Source organism: Paraburkholderia ultramafica (assembly GCF_902859915.1).
Taxonomy (GTDB): Bacteria; Pseudomonadota; Gammaproteobacteria; order Burkholderiales; family Burkholderiaceae; genus Paraburkholderia; species Paraburkholderia ultramafica.
Genome location: NZ_CADIKK010000014.1, coordinates 172,083 through 194,332, shown reverse-complemented (window position 1 = coordinate 194,332; position 22,250 = coordinate 172,083). Strand labels below are relative to the sequence as shown.

Here is a 22,250-nt window from a genome sequence, read left to right as displayed (position 1 = left end):
CGGTCTCTTCCGAGACCGGTCGCTCACTCAACGTACTGACGAATTGTTCGATCATCTTTCGACTCTCAAACCTTCCTTTCATTACTGTGTGAGACTTGATACTTTCGCTTTACGCCAGATTCCGGAGAATCCGGCTCGCGTCCCGCATCAAGCGCCCACACTTATCGGCTGTTAATTTTTAAAGATCGATCCGCCAACTTCGCCGCACCCATTTCAACCACCCGGCACCGCTTCGTTCTGCGTCGCTGCATCAGCAGCAGCAGAGAAGCGAGATTATGAAGAACTTCCGCCACGCCGTCAACAGGTTTTTATAATTTCCTCAACCTGCCCACTGCGCTGGAAGCCTTGCCACTACTGGCTTTCCCGCTTCCCCGTGCCCCGGTGTCCGAGGCACGAAAGAGCGAGATTCTAGCGAGCCCGAAGAGGGCTTGCAAGCGTTATCTGGAGTTTATTCAAGGCGCCTTTTCTATTCGACGCGGCTCATCGACAACGGGCTCCTTCAGATCAGGCGCCAAAGCACGCGCCGCCGGCGCGCCGATCGTCCAGTCGTGTAGCACGGTGTACGCGACCGCCAGCAAAGTCGGCCCAATGAAAACGCCGAGGAAACCGAAAGCCAACGCTCCGCCCAGAATACCCAGCATCACCAGGATCAGCGGCATGTCGCTATTCTTGCCTATCAGGATCGGTTTGATGACATTGTCAGACATGCCGACGGCCAGCACGCCCCATACGACCAGAAAGATCGCCCATCCAGTCGCGCCGCCGTGATACAGCCAGATCGCCGCAGGCAACCACACGATCACCGGGCCGCCCGGTATCACCGACAGAAAAAATGTCGCCAGCCCCAGCAGCGCTGGCGCCGGCACACCCGCGATCCAGCAGCCGAAACCAGCCAGGACCCCTTGCACGAGTGCCGTACCGAGAATCCCGTAGACCACGCCCTTCACCGTGCTGCCCGCCAGTGCCAGCAGATAATCGGCGCGTTCGCCGGCGATGCGCCGCATGCCCGCATTCAGCCAGGCAGCCGCGCCCTCTCCACCGGTATAAAAGAAGAACGCGAGCACGATGCTCAACGCCAACAATCCGAGACCGTGTGTAACAGCAATCGCCGCCGCCAGAATCCACTTGCCGGCCGGCGCCGCGAGCGTGCGCAACTGCGCGATCAATTCCGAATCGCTGCTTGTCAGATGCTGCCAGAAGGCCAGGATATTCGAACCAACAAGCGGGATCCGCCCTACCCATGGCGGCAAATCAGGCAAGCCGTCCTCAAAGAACCTTTGCACCAGCGCAACAATCTCGTGAACATGCGCACCGAACGCAAACCCCGCATAAACGAACGGCCCGAGCACCACAACTAGAATGATGACCACAATCAAAGTGGCGGCCCATTTGCGCCGGCCGCCGACCGCAGCGGTCAGCCTCCGGTAGAGCCCCCACGAGCTATAACTAAGAATGGCGCCCCACAGCAGCGCAGTTGTAAAAGGAGCTAGCACGAGCAGCGAGCCGCCCACCAGGATAATTAACGCGAATACAGCGGCGAGGCGTTCGATCAGTTGGTCCGATTTCACGATGAATCTCCTATTGCGCCAGACCACGGCGACAAATTGACATGCGCAGCTGGTCAGGCGCCCACTGAACGCCGTCAGTATAGAAGCGAGTCACGGCTCCGGGCGTGTCTTATAACATCTGGCCAGGTCGGCATGTGGCTCGCCCGACCGACTGATTTTTCGTGTGGAAGCGTCCTAATCCATCCGGAATCGCCGGCCAAACAGTATGACGGCATAGAAAAGACTAGAATATAAGGTTCTGTGCCCCCCAATTTTCGGATTTATGCGCTCGCGAATCGCCAAACGTCTCCCCCCCGATGCCGACAAGCTGGTCGGTCTCTCGCTCGCGCTTTTCGCGTCGGGCAGCCGCACCGAAGACCGCTTCTGGGAAGCGAAGCTCGATGCGCTGCTGGCCAAGATCGTCCGCAACGCCAACCAGACCACGCTGGACGCCGCGCTCGATCACCTGCAGCAAAATCACCCCGACGCTTACGGCGCGCTCGCCGATATGGCGGAAACCCACAGCGAGTCGTTCATCATCGAACACGAAGGCGTGCCTTACGAAGCGTTGCTGGTCGCCGCGCCCGTGCTCGCCTGGACCCGCTACATGATTCCGTCCGGCCCGCTGAAAGCCGACGCGGCCGACGCGCTGCGCGCGCACCTGCAAGCGCATGTGCTCGCCGCCAATACCCGTGTCGCGATGGCGCCGTTCCTGTACAGCATCGATCAGCTGCCGCGCCATCACGTCGAAACATGGCGCATCGCCCAACAGCTTGCTCAGGCGGCAATGGCCAGCGGCACCGTCAAGCTCAATTTCGGCGAACTGCCCGAAACCTCGCCGATTCTGGCCGACCCGCGCTTCCTTCTCGCCGTAGTGGCGGCGCCGGTGGGCGAGCCGACCTTCCGCTGGCAGGAAGAAGAACATGGCAGCCGGATCGAGCGCGGCCAATGTCTTGAACAATGGGCAACGCAAGGGGGCGCCAATCTGTCGCTGGTGCTCCCGGGCTGCGAATTCGAGTGCCTGCTGCCGGATGCTTACTACTCCGCCTGCCGTGACGCCGACGAAAGCGTGCGCCCACACACGGTGCGGACCGCCGTGCGTTATCTTTTCGACACAATTGGCGCGGCGCCACAGGAGCTGCGCGCAGTTGTCGCAGGCTTCGGCGAACGCCGCATCGACGAATACCGCGTCGGCTTCACGCGCCGGGGCAGCAATGACGTGATCTACGGCGTCGTGTGGCCGCTGTACGGCCGCGAGAACGGCGAACCGGGTATCGATGAGGAACCGCAAGAGACCGCCGCGTCAGACGATCCGCTCGAAGAAATCGTCGCGTTGCTCAAGGAGACCGGCGTGACGGACGTGCGCCGCCACGCGGGCCGCTTCGAGCCGGAGTATTGCGACGACTGCGGCGTGCCGCTGTATGCTGATCCGCTCGGCGAAATTGTCCACGCCGAAATGCCGGAGGACGCGGAGCCCGCGCAGCCACATTTCCACTGAGCATAAACGCGGCGTCATCGCGCGTTGCCTTAGAAAGAAAAAGCCCCGCCCAACGGGGCTTTTTCTTTGTTCGGTCATTCTTCTTATGCCTTTTGGACAGGCCGTCAAGTTGAAGGGAATTTGTCATCATAGGCACGGCGACGAATCGCAATGTGTCCGGCTCATGAGTCGGACCGATGCGTCGCGCCACTTCGCCCGATTCATCTGGAGACATGCATGCGATTCTCGATACTCAACTCAAACGCGGAACGACGTGATGGACTCAAAGCATTACTGCGGCAGATCGACCGGCTGGCGCGCTTTACCGAAGCACAAGATTGGCGTCAGATCGAACGCACGTTCAAGCGTCACCGGCCCGACCTGCTCGTGATCGACTGGCAGGACTGGATGTCGATCGCGGACGCCCGCGATCTGCTCAGTCACTACCCCGATCTGCGCGTCGCAGTGCTAACCGACGGCGTCTCGCCAACCGCCGTGCGACAACTCATGGACGAAGGCGTGCTCGGTGTCGTGCCGCGCGAAACCGATCCGTGTCTGATCGTGCGCGCCTTCGAAATGGTGCTGCTGGGCGGCCACTACGTGCCGCCTGGTGCGTTGGCGCTCGATCCCCCGCTGCCGCCGGATACCGCCATCCGTGAATTCGACGCGAAGAACCCGCCGCCGCGCCGCACCAAGCTTTCCAACGGACTGTCGCCGCGTCAGCAGCAGATCATGCGCTGCGTCCACATGGGCAGCACCAACAAGATGATCGCGCGCACCCTCGGCATTAGCGAGGGCACAGTCAAGATCCATCTGACCAGCATATTCCAGCAACTTGGCGCACCCAATCGCGCCGCTGCGGTGGCGCTCTACAACGGCTGGCTGACGAACCATTTGCAGGTGTTGCGCAACAACGGCGAGGGTACGGCTCGTCCAGTGATGGGACAGGCCGGCGTCATCCCGCTGCGGCGCCACAAGCGGCGGCGCTTCCAGTATCCGTTGCCAGCCAACGACACGAGCGCTGCGCTGCCGATGGCAGCCGAACCCAGCACGCCCTATGGCGACACGCAGGCTGCCGGGCTGACGTCGGAGCCGCTTACGCCAGGCTAGGCGTCGCGTCCATTGCCACGCGCGCAACGGCCTGAACACGCACTTTCCGGCGACGTTTGCATCGGCTGGCATGGAATCCGCTCACACCTTTTCTCGTCCAACGAGTAATATGAGACTCATGGGTTTCCTCTACACACCGCTTCCGTTCTGGGTTGCTGTCGGTGGCTGGATCGCCACTGCGATAGTGGTCGCGCTCGCACTGTGGAAAAATCCTTTCAAACGACTTCAGGACGGCACACTGCAGCATGTCTGGCTTGCGATCATCGTCGCAGTGTCGGTGCTGTGGGCGAGTAATGCGTGGCTCGACGACGGCACCGTGATGCACCTGCTAGGCGCCACGCTCATTGTCACGCTATTCGACTGGGCACTGGCATTGATCGCAATGGCGGTTGTCACGGGTCTTGCCGCCGTCATGTTCGATGCCCCCTGGCAGGGTATCGCGCTAACCTTCCTGGTGTATGGTGCGGTGCCTGTCGGCATCTCGACCTTGCTCCAGCGCATCAGCATCGCCTGGCTGCCGCGCAACCTCTTCATGTTTATCTTCGGCCAGGGTTTTGTCTCGCCCGCCATCGCCGTGTCGCTCACCGCTGCCGCGGCGCTCGGCATCCACATCGCGCTCGCCGATGGTTCAATGACGGTGGTGCCCGCCGGCTACGCGCTCAGCGTGCTTCTGCTCGCCACCGGCGAGGCCTGGTTCACCGGTATGTCGACGGCCTTGATCGCGGTCTACCGTCCTGCGTGGGTCACCACGTATGATGTGCGGAGATACCGGCTGGGCGGCCCTCGCACCTGACACTAGCGGACCTCCTCGCGTATCGGCGGCAGTCGAGCGCCTACGCACCTGGAGCCTCCCGACCCCGCGCGCCAGAGCAGCACAAAATATTTGTGCCAGGATTGAACTCCAGCCTCTCGCCGGGCATCTTACTTGCCTCATGTCCTATTAGCGTCTAAAGAACTAGATGGATCGCACCAACGTACCGCGCCGATTGCTCCGGCTGGTCGGCCGGTTGGCTACATGTGCAGCGGGTCTCTCGCTCATCTGTACCGCTCCCGCATTCGCCGATCAACTCGAACAGCACAACGATCTCGTCAACAGATTTGTCAATGATCTGCATGCGGACCCGCTAGTCGCGGACTGCGCCGCTCACGGCAACTTTGTCGCAAGCACCTCGACTGCCTTCGATCATGTCGAATTTCCACCCAGCTCTTTCGACAGTGCGCACTCGTCGGTCACGCCCTGGAACGATTCGTTCGACGAGGGCAAACAGCGCATCAGGGTCGACAACATCGTCACCGTCGAAGGGGTCGGTGTCCGCCAGAGCGGAGAAGGCGATCCTGCCGCGCTGAAATTCCGCTGCGGCTATGTCGGCGCTCAGATGCTCGCGTTCAGCTGGAACGATCCAGTGCCGCCGGCCCGCGCGCACAGCGCCGGGTCGACAGGATCACGAGCCGTGTCGGGCACGCATAAGAGCGTTAAGGGCAAGCACTCCGCGAGCGGCACAACGACGAAGAAGGCCGTGCCGAAGTCGTCGAAAACAAGCTCGGGCAAATCGTCGAAAATGACGTCGAGCAAGTCTTCGGGCCAATCGACCACCAAGAAGACCTCGGCGAAGAAGAAAGCGCAATAACTGACGCCGCCACGGCGGCGTCGATTCGCCCGCGCCGCCGGCGATACCCGCATCCCGATAAGAAACGAGGCGCACACGTCACCGTGTGCGCCTCGTTTTTTATCCAGCGTCGGGTCTAAGCAAACGTCTCCACGTGACGCAAAATCGCCTGCAGCATCGCGGCGCCGAGCGACGCGCTACGTTCGCCGTTCCAGCCTACGCGCTCGTCGGGCAGATTGGCGTTGTCCTTGAACGGCATCTCCAGCGTCAGCGACAGGCAGCCGAATTCGTTGCCGATGTACTTCGACGCGAGCTTCAGCGCATCCTCGCGATACTTGCTCGCCGCATAGCCGTACTTGTCCTGGAAATCAGGACTCGCCTGCTTGAATGCGTCGATAAACGCCTTCTGCTCCTGCCCCTGCCGCTCGGTGAAACCCGGCAGCATTTCGGAGCCGGCCACGAACACGTAGGGCAGCGCCTCATCACCGTGAATATCGAAGAACAGGTCGCAGCCCGTTGCGTGAATCGCATCACGCACCAGCAGCACCTCAGGACTGCGTGCGGGATCCGGCTCCATCCACTCGCGATTCAGGTTCGCGCCGGCCGCATTCGTGCGCAGATTGCCGTGCATGCTGCCGTCCGGATTCATGTTCGGCACAATGTAGAACACCGCGTGATCGTAGAGCTTGCGCGCGACCGGATCTCCCGCCCAATCGCCCCAACCCACGAGGCGCTTCACGAGACCCTCGATAAACCATTCGGCCATCGTTTCGCCGGGATGCTGCCGCGCGATCAGCCAGACCTTCTTTTTGGGCGTGCCACCGGTTTGCGGCGTGCCGAGCGTGAGCAGCGACATCGGCCGGCCTTCGACGGTCGTGCCCAGTTCGGAGAGCGTGGCCTGCGGCATCTGCTGCACGGCGCCGAGAAATTCCGCATGACGCTCTTCGCTATACGGCTCGAAATACGCGTAGTAGATCCGGTCGAAATCCGGCGTGTGATCGATCGTCAGCACGCGGCCATCATACGAGGTGGGCACACGAAACCAGTTCACCCGATCATAGCTCGCCACCGCCTGATAATCGCGCCAGCCTTCGGCGAATGCGCACGCGGCGGCATTCTCGAAGGTCATCACGCAGCGTGTGCCCGCCGCGCCCGACACGCGGAAATAAAACCACTGCGCAAACTCGGCGTGGCTGTCCGGCCGCACGCGCAGACGGATATTGCCGGCGTCCTCGCAGGACAGCACTTCGATCGCGCCCGCGTCGAAATTGCTCGTAATCGATAACGTCATGATGTTCTTCCCTGCCTCTATGCGCGTCGAAACGCTTATTCAGCGACGCGGCGGCGGAATACGTAAGTGGAATCGTTCGAAGCTTCGGCGTCGAACCCATAACCTTCGGCGTCGAAGTCCTTCAACTGCTCGGGCCGGTCGAGGCGGTTTTCCACCGCGTAGCGCGCCATCAGGCCACGCGCGCGCTTTGCATGAAAGCTGATGATCTTGTAGCGGCCGCCCTTCCAGTCCTCGAACACCGGCGTGACGATGGGCGCGTCGAGCAGCTTCGGCTTGACCGACTTGAAGTACTCGCCCGACGCGCAATTCACCAGCACGCGCGACGCCGCCGCGTTCTTTTTCAGTTGCGCGTTCAAAGCCTGCGTGATCCGCTCGCCCCAGAATGCGTACAGATCCTTGCCACGCGGATTGGCGAAGCGCGTGCCCATTTCGAGCCGGTACGGTTGCAGCAGATCGAGCGGACGCAGCAAGCCGTACAGGCCGGACAGCACGCGCACGTGATTCTGCGCATAGTCCAGATCGGCCGACGACAGCGTCTTCGCGTTGAAGCCTTCATACACGTCGCCGTTGAATGCGAGCACTGCCTGCTTGGCATTGTGCGTGCCGAATTGCGGCGACCAGTCGGCGTAACGCTGGAAATTGAGGTGCGCGAGCTGGTCGGAAATGTCCATCAGCGAGGCAATCTGTTGCGGCGACAAACGGCGCAATCCGCCGATCAGTTCGGCTGCGTCGTCGACGAAATCGGGGATCGTGTGCTTTTTGACGTGCGGCGGGGTTTCGTAGTCGAGCGATTTCGCCGGCGACAGAACGATTATCATAGAGGCTTGCAGGCACGCCGTGCCTGGCGGTCAAAGACGAAAGCCAGATTGTAACGAATGCCCGGTTCTCATGCCTCTCACGGCGCTTTGCGCGTCGTTCTCGATTCCAATGTCTGGATCGATATTCTCGTGTTCGACGACCCGCACACGCGCCCGATCGCAGCCGCACTCGAAAGCGGCGCACTGGCCGCGCTGATCGACGCGCGTTGCCTCGCCGAACTCACCTATGTGCTCGACTATCCGCAATTCGTGCATCGGAAGGTGGACAAGGCCGCCGCGCTGGCGGTCATCGCACGGCTCGCGCAAGTGGTCGAACCCGCTGCGCCCGCGGAAGACGCGAGGCCCTTGCCCAAATGCAAAGACCGCGACGACCAGAAGTTTCTCGAGCTCGCGCACGCCGCGCAAGCCGACTGGCTGGTATCGAAAGATCGCGCGGTGTTGAAGCTCGCCAAGCGGATTGCGCGCGACTTCGGCTTCCAGATCGCGCAGCCGGCGCCGTTCGTCGCGGCCATCAGCGCTTCGTTGAACGTCGCGGGCGAGCCCGCGCCCGCTTGAGTTCGACCGCATGATTTTGGCCGCGCGATTCTGGCCGCATCACCTTGGCCAAACGGCCAACGCGGAAGCCGTGGCGCGCACGCAGCGCCGCGATTCCCTACAATCAGGCTTCGTCCTTGCCGACCACGCTTTTCGCTCACTTCGCCAACTCACTCGCCCACGCTCCGGACAGCGCCATGAATGCACCGCACGATACGCCCATGAGTCCCTCGTTTCCGTCTCGCCTGCCGAATGTCGGCACGACGATTTTCACCGTGATGAGCGCGCTCGCCGCCGAGAAAGGCGCGGTGAATCTGGGCCAGGGCTTTCCCGACTTCGGCTGCGATCCGCGCATTGTCGACGCAGTCGCGAACGCGATGCGCGACGGCCACAATCAGTACCCGCCGATGGCCGGCACCGCGCCGCTGCGGCAGGCGATCTCCGACAAGATCGCGACCTTGTACGGGCGCCGCTACGAGGCCACCAGCGAAATCACCGTGACAGCGGGCGCCACGCAGGCGTTGCTGACCGCGATTCTCTGCGCGGTCCATCCGGGTGACGAAGTGATCGTGGTCGAGCCGACCTACGACAGCTACCTGCCATCGATCGAACTGGCCGGCGGCAAACCGGTTTTCGTCACGCTCGACGCGCCCGATTACGCGATTCCGTTCGACAAACTGGCCACCGCGATCACGCCGAAAACCCGGCTCCTGCTGATCAACACACCGCACAATCCGACCGGCACGGTCTGGCGCGCCGAGGACATGCGCAAGCTCGAAGAGATCGTGCGCGGCACCAATGTGCTGATCCTGTCCGATGAAGTGTACGAACACATGGTCTACGACGGCGCGCCGCACGAAAGCGTCGCGCGTTACCCCGAACTGGCGCAGCGCAGCTTCGTGGTGTCGAGCTTCGGCAAGACCTATCACGTGACGGGCTGGAAGGTCGGCTACGTGGCGGCGCCTGCCGCGCTCACCGCCGAGTTCCGCAAGGTGCACCAGTTCAACGTGTTCACGGTCAATACGCCGATGCAGGTCGGCCTCGCCGACTACATGAAAGATCCCGCGCCGTATCTCGAGCTGCCGGCGTTCTATCAGAACAAGCGCGACTTCTTCCGCGCGGGCCTCGCGAATTCGCGTTTCAAGTTGCTGCCGTGCACGGGCACGTACTTTCAGTGCGTCGACTATTCGGCGATCAGCGATTTGCCCGAAGCCGAGTTTGCCCAATGGCTGACCGGCGAGATCGGCGTCGCGGCCATTCCGGTCTCGGCGTTCTATCACGAGGCGCACGAGTCGGGTGTGGTGCGCTTCTGCTTTGCCAAACAGGAAAGCACGCTCGCCACCGCGCTCGAGCGGCTGGTGCGGCTCTAGGATGTCCCGCGCGATGCAGCGAACGAACCCATGTTCCTCGCGATCGCGCGCAGCGGCCAACGCGTGCGTTGCACGCGTTGGGCCGTCTCACGGGCGACGCCCGCCATCAAGCCGGGCGCGACGCCGCGATATACGCCTTGCGGTCCTCGGTCACACGCTGCGCGGCCGGCCGGGCGTTGATCGCTTTCACATAGCTTTTCCAGTCCACGCCGGCATCGAGCAGAAAATCGCGGCCGTAGATGGTCTGCGTCGCCATGCCCACCAGCGGCAAGCTCACATACCCTGCCGTGTCCGCGACGCTGAAACGCTCGCCGCGCAGATACGGTCCGAACTTCGCGAGCCGCTTGAAGCCCGCGATGTGATGCGCGAGCAGCTTCTCGACACGCCCTTTGGTCGCATCGCTCACCGTGCCGCCGAAGAACGCTTCCTTGTAGAGATTGCGTGCGGTCAATTCGAGATGCACGTCGACGAACATGATCATCTCGCGCTCCTTGGCCGCTTCCCACGGATCGGCGGAGAAAATCGCCTTGTCCGGAAAGCGCGCGGCCAGATACTCGACGATACATTGCGATTCGCACAGATCGCCGTCCTCGGTCTGCAGATAAGGCACCTTGCCGAGCGGCGAATGCGCGAGCAGGGCCTCATCCTGGCTGGGCAGCACCGCCACCTCTTCGAACGCAATGCCGTGCTCGAGAAGTACGAACTTTACTTTGTTGTAGTAGTTAGAGAGCGCGAAACCGCACAGCTTGATCATCCGGTGTCTCCTTCCTTCGGGTTGTATGAGACCGCCATCACATTCAAAGCGGCGGCCTTCGATCAATCATCCAGCAAATTGCACGATCGTGCTATTCTAAAATAACCATGGAGTCGAGCATCACAATGAACTCTCGCAATTTCAGCATTGAGACTATCGGCATTGTCGGCACCGGCGCAATGGGCCGCGGCATTGCGCAGATCGCCGCGCTGGCAGGCCTGCAGGTGCGTCTGTACGACACCAACCCCGCCGCCGTCGGCGCCGCGCGCGACTACCTCGCCGAGACTTTCGCCAGATTGACGGCCAAGGGCAAGCTCGTCCAGGCGCGCTCGCTCGCCGCACTGGCGAACGTCAGTGGCGCGCAGACGATCGGCGAACTGGCCGATTGCGACCTGGTCGTCGAGGCGATCGTCGAAAAGCTCGACGTGAAGCAGGCGCTCTTTCGCGAACTCGAGACCGTGGTGAGCGGTCGTTGCGTGCTGGCGTCCAACACGTCTTCGCTGTCGATCACGGCAATCGCCGCCGGTTGCACCAACCCGTCGCGCGTGGTCGGTTATCACTTCTTCAATCCGGTGCCGTTGATGAAGGTCGTCGAAGTGATCGACGGTCTGCGCAGCGACCCCGCAGCGGGCGACGCGCTGATGGAGCTCGCACGCCGCATGGGCCACACGCCGGTGCGCGCGAAGGATATGCCTGGCTTCATCGTGAATCACGCGGGCCGCGGCATGAATACCGAAGGCTTGCGCGTGGCGGGCGAAGGCGTGGCGAGCTTCGCGGATATCGACCGCATCATGCGCGAGCAGGCCGGCTTTCGCCTCGGACCGTTCGAGCTGCTGGATCTGACGGCGCTGGACGTATCGCATCCGGTGATGGAGTCGATCTACCATCAGTTCTACGAAGAGCCGCGCTTCACGCCGTCGCCGGTCACCGGCACGAGGCTCGCGGGCGGACTGCTCGGCCGCAAGACCGGCGAAGGCTTTTATCGCTACGTGGACGGCAAGCAGCAGGTGCCTGCCGAGGCACCCGCGCCGACCGAACTGCCGAACAGCGTATGGGTCAGCAAGCGTTATCCGCAAGCTCGTGAAGCCGTCGTGCAACTCATCGGCAAAGCCGCCGTGAAGCTCGACGACGGCGCCGCGCCCGCACCGGACTCACTGATCGTCGTGACGCCGTTCGGCCATGATGCGACTACGGCCGCGGTCGACGAAGCACTCGACGCCAGCCGCGTCGTCGCGATCGACGCCCTCTTCCCGCTGGTCGGCGCAGCGCGCCGCACGCTGATGACCACGCCGGCCACCACGCGCGCCGCACGTGACGCCGCGCATGCGCTGTGCGCCGCCGACGGCGTGCCTGTCACCGTGATCCGCGACTCCACCGGCTTCGTCGCGCAACGCGTGGTGGCGACGATCGTCAACATCGGCTGCGAGATCGCGCAGAAACACATCGCCACGCCGGCCGACATCGATCTCGCCGTGACGCTCGGCCTCGGCTACCCGCGCGGACCGCTTGCCCTCGGCGACGCGCTCGGCGCGACGACCATCCTCACGATCCTGCGCAACATGTTCAGCGTGCTCGGCGACCCGCGCTACCGTCCGTCGCCGTGGCTCACACGGCGCGCGCAACTCGGCCTCTCGCTGACCCAACGCGACGCAGCGGACACCCAAACGGAGACCCAAGCATGAGCGCCGAACTGCTGACCTCGCGCCCGACCGAAAGCGAATCGACGCTGGTCCTCACGCTGTCGAACCCCGGCGCACGCAACGCGCTGCATCCGGACATGTATGCGGCCGGAATCGAAGCGCTCGACTCGGTAGAGCGCGATCCGTCGATCCGCGCCGTCGTGATCACCGGCGCCGACAATTTCTTCTGCGCGGGCGGCAATCTGAACCGCCTGCTCGAAAACCGCGCGAAGGATCCGTCCGTGCAAGCGGAGAGTATCGATCTACTTGGCCAATGGATTTCGGCGCTGCGTCTATCGTCGAAACCGGTGATTGCGGCGGTCGATGGCGCCGCGGCCGGCGCGGGATTCTCGCTCGCGCTTGCGTGCGACCTGATCGTCGCCGCGGACGACGCCAAATTCGTGATGTCGTACGCGCGCGTGGGCCTGACGCCCGACGGCGGCGGCTCGTGGTTCCTCGCCCAGGCGCTGCCGCGTCAGTTGGCAACTGAAGTGCTGATCGAAGGCAAACCGATCGGCGCCGCGCGCCTGCACGACCTCGGCGTCGTCAACAAACTGGCCAAGGCAGGCGCCGCGCGCGACACCGCCATCGCCTGGGCCGACGAGCTCGGCAAGATTTCGCCCAATTCGGTCGCGCGCATCAAAGGGCTGATCAGCGCCGCCGGCACCCAACCTCTCGCCGACCATCTGGTCGCGGAGCGCGACAGCTTCGTCGCGTCGCTGCATCACCGCGAAGGTCTTGAAGGAATTTCCGCGTTCCTCGAAAAACGCGCGCCGGTCTACAAGTGAACCAACCGTGAACCAAGGGACCATGCCTGACTATCAACTGCCCAAACGTCGCCGCATCTTCCTGATGCGTCACGGCGACGTCACCTACTTCGACGACTCCGGCCGCGCGATCGATCCTGAGACCGTGCCATTGAACGCGAACGGCCGCGAGCAGGCAAGCGCGGCAGGCCGCGTGTTCGCCGAGCAGCAGATCCGCTTCGACCGGGTGATCGTCAGCGGTTTGCCGCGCACGGTCGAGACCGCGCGGCGTGTCCTCGCCGAAACGGGCCAGCAGATCGAACTCGAGATCGAGCCCGCGTTGCAGGAGATTCGCGGCGGCAAGCTCGGCAGCATTCCGCAGCAGGATATCGAGGCGGCGTTTCTCGGCGTGTTCGACGGCATCGTGCCGGAAAGCACGCGCTTTCTCGACGGCGAAACCATCGGCGCATTGTTCGACCGCGTGTTGCCGGCAGTCGCCGCGTTGCGCGAGGACAGCTCGTGGGACACCGTGTTGCTGGTCCTGCACGGCGGCACGAATCGCGCGATCCTGTCGCATGCGATTACTGCGGGAGGCCGCACGTTCTTCGGCCATCTCTCGCAGGCCACCGGCTGCATCAACGCGCTCGACGTCGGCGCCGCGCCGCGTGACTGGGTGCTGCGCACACTCAACTATTCACCGCCGTCGCCGCTGCATCGCGACGTCCGCAACACCACGATGGAAATGCTCTACGCACAATTTATTCGATACCAGCGTAGCTGAACCCGAACTGGAGGAGACACATGGTGCAAGCCACACAGACCGGCGAACCAGGACAGAAACCGGATTATTCGGCCTTCGAGGGCACGCGCCCGGTCAACGAGCGGCAGCGCTTCGACAGTGACGCGCTGGCCGCGTGGCTGACCCGGCATGTCGACGGATTCGCCGGACCGCTCACGCTGGAGCAGTTCGCCGGCGGCCAGTCCAATCCCACCTTCAAACTGGTCACGCCGTCCCGCTCGTACGTGATGCGCGCCAAGCCCGGTCCCGCCGCGAAGCTGCTGCCGTCCGCGCACGCTGTCGAGCGTGAATACCGCGTGATGCGTGCGCTGGCCGACACCGACGTGCCAGTCGCGCAAATGCTCGCACTGTGCGAGGACGAAAGCGTGATCGGCCGCGCGTTCTACGTGATGGAGTTCGTCGAAGGCCGCGTGTTGTGGGACCAGTCGCTGCCCGGCATGACGCCCGCCGAACGCGCGGCGATCTACGACGAAATGAACCGCGTGATCGCGGCGTTGCACAGCGTCGATGTCGAAGCCGCCGGTCTCGCCGACTACGGCAAGCCGGGCAATTATTTCGCACGCCAGATCGGCCGCTGGAGCAAGCAATACCTTGCGTCCGAGACCGAACCGATCGACGCGATGCAGCGGCTGATCGAATGGCTGCCGCAACACATGCCGGCCGAAACGGGCGGGCACGCATCGGTCGTGCATGGCGACTACCGGCTCGACAATCTGATCTTCCATCCTCACGAACCGCGCGTGCTCGCGGTGCTCGACTGGGAGTTGTCCACGCTTGGCGATCCGCTCGCCGACTTCGCCTATCACTGCATGGCCTGGCATGTCGATCCGGCGCAGTTCCGCGGCATCGCGGGTCTGGATTGGGCGGCCCTCGGCATTCCCGATGAAGCCCAGTATGTCGAGCGCTATTGCAAGCGCACGGGCTTCGGGATTCATGGCGACTGGAATTTCTATCTGGCGTACAACATGTTCCGCATCGCCGCGATCCTGCAAGGGATCATGAAGCGCGTCGTCGACGGCACCGCGGCCAGCGCGCAGGCGCTCGATGCCGGGCGTCGCGCGAAGCCGATGGCCGAGCTTGCGTGGCGCTACGCGCAGAAAGTGCGCTAACCGAATTTGCGCGCCGGATTGCGCGCCACAGGCCGAGCGCCTCGGCTGCGCGCCCGGACCAAGCGCCTCGGCTAAGCGCCCCTACCCATCATCATCCGCTGTCCGTTATCCGCGAGGTCCTAGATGAATTTCGATTACACCCCGAAGGTTCAGGCATTGCGCGAGAAGCTGCTCGCCTTCTTCGACGAGCACATTTATCCGAACGAGCAGGCGTTCTACGCGGAAATTGCGCGCAATCGCCAGAACGGCAACGCATGGCTGCCGACCGAGCTGATCGAGCAACTCAAACAGAAGGCGCGCGATGCCGGCTTGTGGAACCTGTTCCTGCCCGAATCCGTGCGCGGCGCCGGGCTGACGAATCTCGAATACGCGCCGCTGTGCGAGATCATGGGCCGCGTGCCCTGGGCGCCGGAAGTGTTCAACTGCAACGCGCCCGATACCGGCAACATGGAAACGATCGAACGCTACGGCAGCGAAGACAATAAGCGCGAGTGGCTCGAACCGCTGCTGCAAGGCCACATACGCTCGGCGTTTTTGATGACGGAGCCGGAAGTCGCATCGTCGGATGCGACCAATATCCAGACCAGCATCGTGTGCGATGGCGATCACTATGTGATCAACGGCCACAAATGGTGGTCGTCCGGCGCGGGCGATCCACGCTGCAAGATCTACATCGTGATGGGCAAGACCGATCCCGACGCGCCGCGCCATCAGCAACAGTCGATGGTCCTGGTGCCCGCCGACGCCACTGGCATCACCGTGCACCGCCCGCTCAGCGTGTTCGGCTACGACGATGCGCCGCACGGCCACATGGAAATCACGCTCGACAACGTGCGTGTGCCCGCGACCAACATGCTGCTCGGCGAAGGCCGTGGCTTCGAGATCGCGCAAGGCCGCCTCGGACCGGGACGCATCCACCACTGCATGCGTCTGATCGGCCTTGCTGAGCGCGCGATCGAACTGATGGCGAAACGCTCGCTGCAACGCATCGCGTTCGGCAAGCCGGTCGCGGCGCAAGGCGTCACGCAGGAGCGCCTCGCCGAGGCGCGCTGCATGATCGAGCAGGCGCGGCTCCTCACGCTGAAAACCGCCTACATGATGGACACTGTCGGCAACAAGGGCGCGCGCGGCGAGATCGCGATGATCAAGGTGGTCGCGCCGAACATGGCGTGTCAGGTGATCGACTGGGCGATTCAGGCGCACGGCGGCGGCGGCGTCAGCGACGACTTCCCGCTCGCGTATGCGTATGCATCGGCACGGACGCTGCGTTTCGCCGATGGTCCCGACGAAGTGCACCGCAACGCAATCGCCAAACTCGAGCTCGCGCGTCATATGGATGCGGGCGCGGCGGCTCGCGTGGAGATGCCGATCACGCGTGTCTAAGCGCGTCACGGATTGGACCGCCGACGGGGGCACGTCGGCGTCGAAGGTGGCTCGCGGTGCCGCAAGCAGCATCGTGCGATCTATGCTCTAATTTTCGTCAACGGCGGCGCCCTTTTTTGCGGCGCCGCTTTCACGAACAAGGAGCCAGAATGATCGATGTCTATAGCTGGGCGACCCCGAACGGCCACAAGGTTCACATCATGCTCGAGGAGACGGGCCTCGCATACGCCGTGCACGGTGTGAATATCGGCGCCGGGGACCAGTTCAAACCCGAGTTTCTCGCTATCAGTCCGAACAACAAGATTCCGGCGATCGTCGATTTCGACGGTCCCAAAGGCGTCGACGGCCAGCCGTTCGCGCTGTTCGAATCGGGCGCGATCCTGATTTATCTCGCCGAGAAAACCGGCAAGTTCCTGCCGGCCGATCCAGCCGCGCGCTATTCGGTGCTGCAATGGCTGATGTTCCAGATGGGCAGCCTGGGGCCGATGCTTGGACAGACCCACCACTTCCGCATCTATGCACCCGAGCCGATCGAGTACGCGATCAACCGCTACACGAATGAGACGCGGCGTTTATACGGCGTGATGGACACGCAACTCGGCAAGACACAGTACCTCGCGGGCAACGACTACACGATTGCGGACATTGCCGCGTTTCCGTGGACACGCTCGTGGCAAAACCAGGGCATCGACCTCGATGCGTTTCCCAATGTGAAGCGCTGGCATGAACAGATTGCCGCGCGGCCGGCAGTGGTGCGCGGCGTCGAAGTGCTGGCGTCCGCCCGCGTACCGCTGATGGACGACAAGGCCAAAGAGATACTGTTCGGTGCGACGCAATACGCGAAACACTAGTTCCGCCGTTGTATTGGCACTGCTGGCCCTGGCTCAGAGGCCTTGGCTCAGGCCATCGCAGTTATAAAAAAGCGCGAGCCGGCATGAATGCCGCTCGCGCTTTTTTTATAACATGCACGCGCTGGAACCTTAGAAGTAATGCCGCGTGATGAACTCCGCAACACACACCGGCCGCTCACTGCCCTGCCGTTCCAGCGTCACGCTCCACTCGACCTGCACGCCGGCGTTATCGACATCGGTGACCGATCCCACCACGAATTTCGCGCGCAACTGCGAGCCGACCAGCACCGGCGACGTGAACCGCACGCGATTCAATCCGTAGTTGACGCCCATCCGCTGCACGAGCACCACCGTCTTGCCCAGCAGAGCCGGAATCAACGACAGCGTCAGAAAGCCATGCGCGACCGGACCGCCGAACGGCGACTCGCGCCGGGCCCGTTCCGGATCGACGTGAATCCATTGATGATCGCCGGTGGCCTCGGCGAAACGATCGACCATGGTCTGATCGACCGTCAGCCACTCACTGACCAGGGGCTCGGCGCCGATCAATGCACGCAAGGCCGACGCATTGGCGAAAGTCGCGACGGGTGCCGCGCTGGCCGTCATGACGCGGCTCCCGGATTGCGCAGTCCGAACATGCCCTTCGAGCGCACCGTGATCACTGTTTCGCCATGCTGATTGATTCCCTCCCAGCGCGTCGACACGATGCCGCGGTCCGGCTTGCTCTCCGAAATGCGCTTGTCGACCACGACGTTCATCATCGTGAGCGTGTCGCCGACGCGCACCGGTTTCAACCAGCGAATCTCGTCGATACCGGGCGAGCCCATCGACGTCGAGCCCGCGAGCAGGTTGCGCACCAGCATGCCCATCATCACCGAACAGGTATGCCAGCCGCTCGCCACCAGGCCGCGAAACGGTGACTCGGCCGCCGCGGCTTCGTCCAGATGAAACGGCTGCGGGTCGAACTTCTGCGCAAACTCGACGATCTCTTCACGTGTGAACGTGTGCTTGCCGATTTCGGTGGTCGTGCCAACCATCATGTCCTCGAAACTCAACCCCATGAGTCGCACCTCCTCTTTATCCGGTTGGGCGGCCCGATCAGGCTTCGGCAGTGACAAAGCCGGGCAGCGCGGCGAACCGCGCGAGATGGTGATCGACATCGCCCAGTGTGGTTTCGATGATCGCGAGGCGTTTGAACAGATGCGCCGCGGCTACTTCGTTCGTGACGCCCATGCCGCCGTGCAACTGAACCGCCTGCTGACCGACGAAACGCGCGGCCTGACCGACCCGGACCTTCGCGGCGGAGACCGCACGGCGACGCTCGTCGGCGTCTTCGCTGGTGTAGCGCACGGCGGCCAGATAGGTGATCGAACGCGCCTGCTCCGCGTGGATCAGCATTTCGACCATGCGGTGCTGCAACGCCTGGAAGCGCGCGATCGGCTGGCCAAACTGCTGACGCGTTTTGGTGTAGTCGACCGTGGCGAGGTTCAGCGCGTCGAGCGCGCCGACCGCCTCCGCGCACAGCAGCAACGTACCGTAATCCGCGATGTGTTCGAGCGCCGCCGCGCCGGCGTGTTTGCCGGCGAGCCGGCGCGCAGGCGTGCCGTTGAACTCGAGCGTCGCGGCGCGTTGGCCGTCGATCGTGCGGTAATCCGTGACCTTGACGCCGGCCGCGTCGCGCGCCACGACAAAGAGCGCGATCTCACCGTGCTGGCGGGCCGGCACGATCCACGCATCCGCTTGTGCGCCGTGCAGCACAACCGACTTCGCGCCGGTGAGTGCCTGCTGCTCGCCCTGGCCGCTCGCGGTTGTCTCGATCTCAAACAGGTCGTAGCGGGCGTGCGGTTCGTGGAACGCCACGGCCAGCTTGATCTCGCCCTGAGCGGCGCGTTCGAGCAACGATGCGTCTTCGCCTTGGCCCATGCCAGCGAGACGCAGCGCCTCGATACCGACCGCAGTCGCCCAATAGGGCTCGACGACCAGCGCACGGCCGAGCTCCTGCATGACCACCAGCATATCGATCGGACCGCCGTTGAAGCCGCCCTGGGCTTCCGGCACCGGCAACGCGGTCAGGCCCAGTTCGGTGAAGGCTGCCCAATGCGTATCCGACACGCCGGATGCCGAGCGCACGATCGCCTGGCGCGCTTCGAACCCGTAGCTCTTGTCCAGATAGCGGCGCAGCGCGTCGGCGAATTGCTGTTGTTCGTCGTTGAAAGTGAAGTCCATGCGCCGCTCCTCAAAGTCCGAGAATCATCTGCGCGATGATGTTCTTTTGAATTTCGTTCGAGCCGCCGTAAATCGACGTCTTGCGGAAGTTGAAGTAGTACGCGGCCAGCGGCGCGGCATCGTCGCCGCCGGCCAGGCTGTGCTCGCGTTCGCCTTCGAGGAACGGCACGTCGAACGGTGCGGCGAGCGGCCCAACGGCTTCGAACATCAGTTCGGTCAGCGCCTGCTGTATTTCTGTGCCCTTGATTTTCAGCATCGACGCCTCGGGCCCCGGCCCACGTCCGCCAGTCTCATTGGCGACCACGCGTTGCACGGTAACTTCGAGCGCCATCAATTCGATCTCCAGGCTCGCCACTTTCGCGGCGAAAACCGGATCCTGCAGCAGCGATTTGCCGTTCTTTTTCTGATTCAGCGCAAGGCGCTTCAGGAATACGAGTTCGCGCTTCGAGTGACCGACACGCGCGATGCCCGTGCGCTCGTGGCCGAGCAGATACTTTGCGTAAGTCCAGCCGCGATTCTCTTCACCGACCAGATTCTCGACCGGGACTTTCACGTCTTCAAAAAATACTTCGTTGACTTCGTGATCTTCGTCGAGCGTGATGATCGGCCGCACGGTGATGCCCGGCGTTTTCATGTCGATCAGCAGGAAAGAGATGCCCTCCTGCTTCTTCGCGCCGCTGTCGGTGCGCACGAGGCAGAACATCATGTCGGCGTACTGGCCCAGCGTGGTCCAGGTTTTCTGGCCGTTGACCACGTAGTGGTCGCCAACGCGCTCGGCGCGTGTGCGCAACGACGCCAGATCGGAACCGGAGCCCGGCTCGGAGTAGCCTTGGCACCACCAGTCCGTGCCGTCGAGAATACGCGGCAAATAATGGCGCTTCTGCGCGTCGTTGCCGTATTTCATCAGCACCGGCGCCACCATCGAAACACCGAAAGGCAGCACGGACGGCGCGCCGATACGCGCGCACTCTTCTTCCCAGATGTGCCGTTGGGTCGCGTCCCAGCCCGGGCCGCCATATTCCCGCGGCCACGCGATCGCTGACCAGCCGCGCGTGCCGAGCAGCTTGTGCCAGCTTGCGAAGTCTTCGCGGTCAAGACGCTTGTGATTGAGTACCTTGTCGCTTAGCTCGCGAGGCAGGTTCGCTTCGAGCCAGGCGCGGATGTCGGCGCGGAATGCGTCGTCAGCGGGGGAATAGTCCAGATTCATGCGTCGTGTCTCCTGGCCGCAACCACCCGCCGCCAGGGAGCCACCGCACTATTGCAGCGTTTCCTTCAAGGCAGCCGGGACCGGCAGCGGCATCACTTCGATGCCTTCTTCGACCAAGGCACGCGCATCTTCCGGTGTCGTGACACCGCGAATATTGCGTGCGGGCGCTTCGTTGTAGTGAATGCGCCGCGCTTCCTCGGCGAAGCGGTCGCCCACGTTCTCGGTCTTTTCCAGTACCTCGCGCAACGCACGCATGACACGCGCCTGCGTTTCGCCTGCGCCCGCCGGCACCTTCGTGTCGGTCGCGCCCGACAGATTCAGGCGCGGTGCCGACGGCAAACGGCTCACTTCGGTCGCGCCGCAGATCGGACATTCGACGAGCTTGCGGGACTGCTGCGATTCGAAGTCATCAGCCGAAGCGAACCAGCCTTCGAACCGATGGCCATGCGGACACTGTAAATCGAGGACCTTCATATGGAATCAGGGCTTGCGTGCCAGTTTAGCGCAAAACGTAATTTTGTGAACGGTCGTTCGCAAATTTTTCCGGGCGACGCGTCGACATCAAGCGTCGCTAACAAATCGGACGCGGTGGGCGATTTTAACGCTTTGCGCAAAGGGCTGCCGAAGGCGACCCGGCGCGTGAACGGCACCCGCCCCGAAATTCAACGGGTTTGCAGACTGCATCGAGCCCGCCGCCTGCGCGCTGGCCACTACCAGGCTTCCTTCTATGCCACGAGACTTGCGAGCTCGCGGTTAAGCCGTGGCTCGAGTTCTCGCACTTCCTTGGCAAGGTTGATCTGTTTCGCCGATTTTGCGACATCCGCCACGTCTGCCTTGATGACATATCCACCGCGCTCGGTCAGCCAATCAAGAATGTCCGCCAGATGCCACACCGATGCACTGCCCTCGTGGACCGGCGGCGGGAAGTCGATTGAGTGGCTCAGCATCAGCTTGCGCATGTTCTGCCGCGACACGCCGGCAACCTCGGCAACGTCGGTGAGGCCGACGAAATCGGGACCCGCTTCGACAAGGCGCGCGGACGGCACCGCTTGTTTGACGTCTTTGAGTGCGCTGACCAGTGCCTCGAACGCGGACGCAGCTTCGCGAGAAAAAAGCAGCGCGATGCGGCCGGGTTGCCCCACGCCCACGGTGGCGTCGTCGCACCCTGCTTCGCCCAGGCGCTCGACGATCTCGTCGGAATCGCAATCCCCCACAGCGAGCCGGTACTTCAAGGTGAACACATATTCCATACGTTTCTCCTGCCTTCATTCAGCCCTAAACTTTCGCCATTAAACAAACGTACTACTACCGACGAGCCGTACAGTTGTCGACGATGCGGCGCAAGTGCTTTGCGTGGTTGCCGGGGTTCTTCGGCGTACTCCAGATGCTCGATATGCAGAACTCTCCGCAACGACACTCCGCGTCGTTGTAAGGACAGTAAATTTTTCCCCACGCGTGACCTTTGCCACCGCTCTGAACGCGCCAGCCGTTTTTCTCGGCATAGGCCAATGCGGCCTCGATCTCTTTCTTAGAGTGGCTTCCTCGGACCATCGACACCCTCCAATTTAGCGGGTGAAAGTTTGGTTGTCAAGTGACAACCAAACTTTCACCGAATTCAATCCCATCCAGATCCATCCATATCGTTCGTTATCCAAGACAAATGGAATGACCAACGCCATAGTCGAAGATCCATACTAGCGTTACGACAGCCGCGCGACGAGACGGCCGGATGGCATAGGAAA

Annotated in this window: 23 protein-coding genes; 12 read left to right on the top strand and 11 right to left on the bottom strand. The window is 62.8% G+C overall.

Annotated elements, in window-relative coordinates:
* Window positions 1-452: 452 nt before the first annotated feature.
* Window positions 453-1,568 (bottom strand): AI-2E family transporter, encoded by a 1,116-nt coding sequence (locus HV744_RS16965; RefSeq protein ID WP_175150640.1) that lies wholly within the window; start codon window positions 1,566-1,568, stop codon window positions 453-455.
* Window positions 1,569-1,830: 262 nt separating this feature from the next.
* Here HV744_RS16965 and HV744_RS16960 point away from each other — a divergent pair, with 262 nt between their 5' ends.
* The 4 genes from HV744_RS16960 (at window position 1,831) to HV744_RS16945 (ending at window position 5,762) form a co-directional block, all read left to right on the top strand.
* Window positions 1,831-3,045: a DUF2863 family protein gene (locus HV744_RS16960; RefSeq protein ID WP_175150626.1), complete on the top strand. Its 1,215-nt coding sequence runs from the start codon at window positions 1,831-1,833 to the stop codon at window positions 3,043-3,045.
* A 216-nt stretch (window positions 3,046-3,261) separates the two neighbouring features.
* Window positions 3,262-4,134 carry a response regulator transcription factor gene (locus HV744_RS16955; protein WP_175150625.1) on the top strand — a complete coding sequence of 291 codons (873 nt, stop codon included), beginning with the start codon at window positions 3,262-3,264 and terminating at the stop codon, window positions 4,132-4,134.
* Between the two features lie 118 nt (window positions 4,135-4,252).
* Window positions 4,253-4,927, top strand: a complete 675-nt coding sequence (locus tag HV744_RS16950; protein ID WP_175150639.1) for an energy-coupling factor ABC transporter permease — start codon at window positions 4,253-4,255, stop codon at window positions 4,925-4,927.
* A gap of 166 nt (window positions 4,928-5,093) precedes the next feature.
* Entirely contained in the window at window positions 5,094-5,762 is a 669-nt protein-coding gene (locus HV744_RS16945; protein ID WP_175150624.1) for a BspC domain-containing protein, read from the top strand.
* A 115-nt stretch (window positions 5,763-5,877) separates the two neighbouring features.
* On the opposite strand, the gene HV744_RS16940 is transcribed toward HV744_RS16945, so the two are convergent.
* Both HV744_RS16940 and yaaA read right to left on the bottom strand, forming a co-directional pair.
* Window positions 5,878-7,032 carry a M14 family metallopeptidase gene (locus HV744_RS16940; RefSeq protein WP_175150623.1) on the bottom strand — a complete coding sequence of 385 codons (1,155 nt, stop codon included), beginning with the start codon at window positions 7,030-7,032 and terminating at the stop codon, window positions 5,878-5,880.
* A 35-nt stretch (window positions 7,033-7,067) separates the two neighbouring features.
* Window positions 7,068-7,850: a peroxide stress protein YaaA gene (gene yaaA / locus HV744_RS16935; RefSeq protein ID WP_175150622.1), complete on the bottom strand. Its 783-nt coding sequence runs from the start codon at window positions 7,848-7,850 to the stop codon at window positions 7,068-7,070.
* Between the two features lie 57 nt (window positions 7,851-7,907).
* On the opposite strand from yaaA, the gene HV744_RS16930 reads away from it, so the two are divergent.
* Both HV744_RS16930 and HV744_RS16925 read left to right on the top strand, forming a co-directional pair.
* Complete coding sequence (locus tag HV744_RS16930) at window positions 7,908-8,405, top strand: putative toxin-antitoxin system toxin component, PIN family (RefSeq protein WP_175150621.1); 498 nt, start codon at window positions 7,908-7,910, stop codon at window positions 8,403-8,405.
* Window positions 8,406-8,581: 176 nt separating this feature from the next.
* Window positions 8,582-9,754, top strand: a complete 1,173-nt coding sequence (locus tag HV744_RS16925) for a pyridoxal phosphate-dependent aminotransferase (protein ID WP_175150620.1) — start codon at window positions 8,582-8,584, stop codon at window positions 9,752-9,754.
* Window positions 9,755-9,860: 106 nt separating this feature from the next.
* Here HV744_RS16925 and HV744_RS16920 read toward each other — a convergent pair whose 3' ends face one another.
* Window positions 9,861-10,508 (bottom strand): glutathione S-transferase family protein, encoded by a 648-nt coding sequence (locus HV744_RS16920; protein ID WP_175150619.1) that lies wholly within the window; start codon window positions 10,506-10,508, stop codon window positions 9,861-9,863.
* Window positions 10,509-10,633: 125 nt separating this feature from the next.
* Between HV744_RS16920 and HV744_RS16915 the strand changes: the two genes are divergently transcribed.
* From HV744_RS16915 to HV744_RS16890, 6 genes are all read left to right on the top strand, one after another.
* Window positions 10,634-12,190, top strand: coding sequence for a 3-hydroxyacyl-CoA dehydrogenase (locus HV744_RS16915; protein ID WP_175150618.1), 1,557 nt, complete (start codon window positions 10,634-10,636; stop codon window positions 12,188-12,190).
* Window positions 12,187-12,975, top strand: coding sequence for an oxepin-CoA hydrolase, alternative type (locus HV744_RS16910; RefSeq protein WP_175150617.1), 789 nt, complete (start codon window positions 12,187-12,189; stop codon window positions 12,973-12,975). The genes HV744_RS16915 and HV744_RS16910 overlap by 4 nt, the downstream gene beginning before the upstream one ends.
* Before the next feature lie 22 nt (window positions 12,976-12,997).
* Complete coding sequence (locus HV744_RS16905; protein WP_175150616.1) at window positions 12,998-13,714, top strand: histidine phosphatase family protein; 717 nt, start codon at window positions 12,998-13,000, stop codon at window positions 13,712-13,714.
* Window positions 13,715-13,734: 20 nt separating this feature from the next.
* Window positions 13,735-14,841: a phosphotransferase gene (locus HV744_RS16900; protein ID WP_175150615.1), complete on the top strand. Its 1,107-nt coding sequence runs from the start codon at window positions 13,735-13,737 to the stop codon at window positions 14,839-14,841.
* A 123-nt stretch (window positions 14,842-14,964) separates the two neighbouring features.
* Window positions 14,965-16,224, top strand: a complete 1,260-nt coding sequence (locus HV744_RS16895) for an acyl-CoA dehydrogenase family protein (protein ID WP_175150614.1) — start codon at window positions 14,965-14,967, stop codon at window positions 16,222-16,224.
* A 149-nt stretch (window positions 16,225-16,373) separates the two neighbouring features.
* Window positions 16,374-17,075 carry a glutathione binding-like protein gene (locus HV744_RS16890; RefSeq protein WP_175150613.1) on the top strand — a complete coding sequence of 234 codons (702 nt, stop codon included), beginning with the start codon at window positions 16,374-16,376 and terminating at the stop codon, window positions 17,073-17,075.
* 129 nt (window positions 17,076-17,204) lie between these two features.
* Here the strand turns inward: HV744_RS16890 and HV744_RS16885 are convergent, their stop codons facing one another.
* From HV744_RS16885 to HV744_RS37325, 7 genes are all read right to left on the bottom strand, one after another.
* Window positions 17,205-17,681: a MaoC family dehydratase gene (locus HV744_RS16885; protein ID WP_175150612.1), complete on the bottom strand. Its 477-nt coding sequence runs from the start codon at window positions 17,679-17,681 to the stop codon at window positions 17,205-17,207.
* Entirely contained in the window at window positions 17,678-18,235 is a 558-nt protein-coding gene (locus tag HV744_RS16880) for a MaoC family dehydratase (RefSeq protein WP_343056428.1), read from the bottom strand. The genes HV744_RS16885 and HV744_RS16880 overlap by 4 nt, the downstream gene beginning before the upstream one ends.
* Window positions 18,174-19,301 carry an acyl-CoA dehydrogenase family protein gene (locus HV744_RS16875; protein WP_175150610.1) on the bottom strand — a complete coding sequence of 376 codons (1,128 nt, stop codon included), beginning with the start codon at window positions 19,299-19,301 and terminating at the stop codon, window positions 18,174-18,176. The genes HV744_RS16880 and HV744_RS16875 overlap by 62 nt, the downstream gene beginning before the upstream one ends.
* 10 nt (window positions 19,302-19,311) lie before the next feature.
* The gene (locus tag HV744_RS16870) at window positions 19,312-20,508 is read right to left on the bottom strand and encodes an acyl-CoA dehydrogenase family protein (RefSeq protein ID WP_175150609.1); all 1,197 of its coding nucleotides are present in this window, start codon (window positions 20,506-20,508) and stop codon (window positions 19,312-19,314) included.
* A 48-nt stretch (window positions 20,509-20,556) separates the two neighbouring features.
* Window positions 20,557-20,982, bottom strand: a complete 426-nt coding sequence (locus HV744_RS16865; RefSeq protein WP_175150608.1) for a DUF1178 family protein — start codon at window positions 20,980-20,982, stop codon at window positions 20,557-20,559.
* A gap of 251 nt (window positions 20,983-21,233) precedes the next feature.
* Window positions 21,234-21,758 carry a helix-turn-helix transcriptional regulator gene (locus HV744_RS16860; protein WP_175150607.1) on the bottom strand — a complete coding sequence of 175 codons (525 nt, stop codon included), beginning with the start codon at window positions 21,756-21,758 and terminating at the stop codon, window positions 21,234-21,236.
* Window positions 21,759-21,813: 55 nt separating this feature from the next.
* On the bottom strand, window positions 21,814-22,059 hold the full coding sequence (locus tag HV744_RS37325) for a hypothetical protein (protein ID WP_246279065.1): 246 nt from the start codon (window positions 22,057-22,059) through the stop codon (window positions 21,814-21,816).
* Window positions 22,060-22,250: the final 191 nt, after the last annotated feature.

Excerpts from the sequence above, each read along its gene's own strand:
- HV744_RS16860 (WP_175150607.1), bottom strand. The coding sequence starts at position 21,758 with ATGGAATATGTGTTCACCTTGAAGTACCGGCTCGCTGTGGGGGATTGC.
- HV744_RS16920 (WP_175150619.1), bottom strand. The coding sequence starts at position 10,508 with ATGATCAAGCTGTGCGGTTTCGCGCTCTCTAACTACTACAACAAAGTA.
- HV744_RS16870 (WP_175150609.1), bottom strand. The coding sequence starts at position 20,508 with ATGAATCTGGACTATTCCCCCGCTGACGACGCATTCCGCGCCGACATC.
- HV744_RS16885 (WP_175150612.1), bottom strand. The coding sequence starts at position 17,681 with ATGACGGCCAGCGCGGCACCCGTCGCGACTTTCGCCAATGCGTCGGCC.
- HV744_RS16875 (WP_175150610.1), bottom strand. The coding sequence starts at position 19,301 with ATGGACTTCACTTTCAACGACGAACAACAGCAATTCGCCGACGCGCTG.
- HV744_RS16955 (WP_175150625.1), top strand. The coding sequence starts at position 3,262 with ATGCGATTCTCGATACTCAACTCAAACGCGGAACGACGTGATGGACTC.
- HV744_RS16865 (WP_175150608.1), bottom strand. The coding sequence starts at position 20,982 with ATGAAGGTCCTCGATTTACAGTGTCCGCATGGCCATCGGTTCGAAGGC.
- HV744_RS16925 (WP_175150620.1), top strand. The coding sequence starts at position 8,582 with ATGAATGCACCGCACGATACGCCCATGAGTCCCTCGTTTCCGTCTCGC.
- HV744_RS16930 (WP_175150621.1), top strand. The coding sequence starts at position 7,908 with ATGCCCGGTTCTCATGCCTCTCACGGCGCTTTGCGCGTCGTTCTCGAT.
- HV744_RS16940 (WP_175150623.1), bottom strand. The coding sequence starts at position 7,032 with ATGACGTTATCGATTACGAGCAATTTCGACGCGGGCGCGATCGAAGTG.
- HV744_RS16960 (WP_175150626.1), top strand. The coding sequence starts at position 1,831 with ATGCGCTCGCGAATCGCCAAACGTCTCCCCCCCGATGCCGACAAGCTG.
- HV744_RS16900 (WP_175150615.1), top strand. The coding sequence starts at position 13,735 with ATGGTGCAAGCCACACAGACCGGCGAACCAGGACAGAAACCGGATTAT.
- HV744_RS16905 (WP_175150616.1), top strand. The coding sequence starts at position 12,998 with ATGCCTGACTATCAACTGCCCAAACGTCGCCGCATCTTCCTGATGCGT.
- HV744_RS37325 (WP_246279065.1), bottom strand. The coding sequence starts at position 22,059 with ATGGTCCGAGGAAGCCACTCTAAGAAAGAGATCGAGGCCGCATTGGCC.
- HV744_RS16890 (WP_175150613.1), top strand. The coding sequence starts at position 16,374 with ATGATCGATGTCTATAGCTGGGCGACCCCGAACGGCCACAAGGTTCAC.
- HV744_RS16880 (WP_343056428.1), bottom strand. The coding sequence starts at position 18,235 with ATGTCGATCACCATCTCGCGCGGTTCGCCGCGCTGCCCGGCTTTGTCA.
- HV744_RS16915 (WP_175150618.1), top strand. The coding sequence starts at position 10,634 with ATGAACTCTCGCAATTTCAGCATTGAGACTATCGGCATTGTCGGCACC.
- HV744_RS16910 (WP_175150617.1), top strand. The coding sequence starts at position 12,187 with ATGAGCGCCGAACTGCTGACCTCGCGCCCGACCGAAAGCGAATCGACG.
- HV744_RS16895 (WP_175150614.1), top strand. The coding sequence starts at position 14,965 with ATGAATTTCGATTACACCCCGAAGGTTCAGGCATTGCGCGAGAAGCTG.
- yaaA (WP_175150622.1), bottom strand. The coding sequence starts at position 7,850 with ATGATAATCGTTCTGTCGCCGGCGAAATCGCTCGACTACGAAACCCCG.
- HV744_RS16945 (WP_175150624.1), top strand. The coding sequence starts at position 5,094 with ATGGATCGCACCAACGTACCGCGCCGATTGCTCCGGCTGGTCGGCCGG.
- HV744_RS16950 (WP_175150639.1), top strand. The coding sequence starts at position 4,253 with ATGGGTTTCCTCTACACACCGCTTCCGTTCTGGGTTGCTGTCGGTGGC.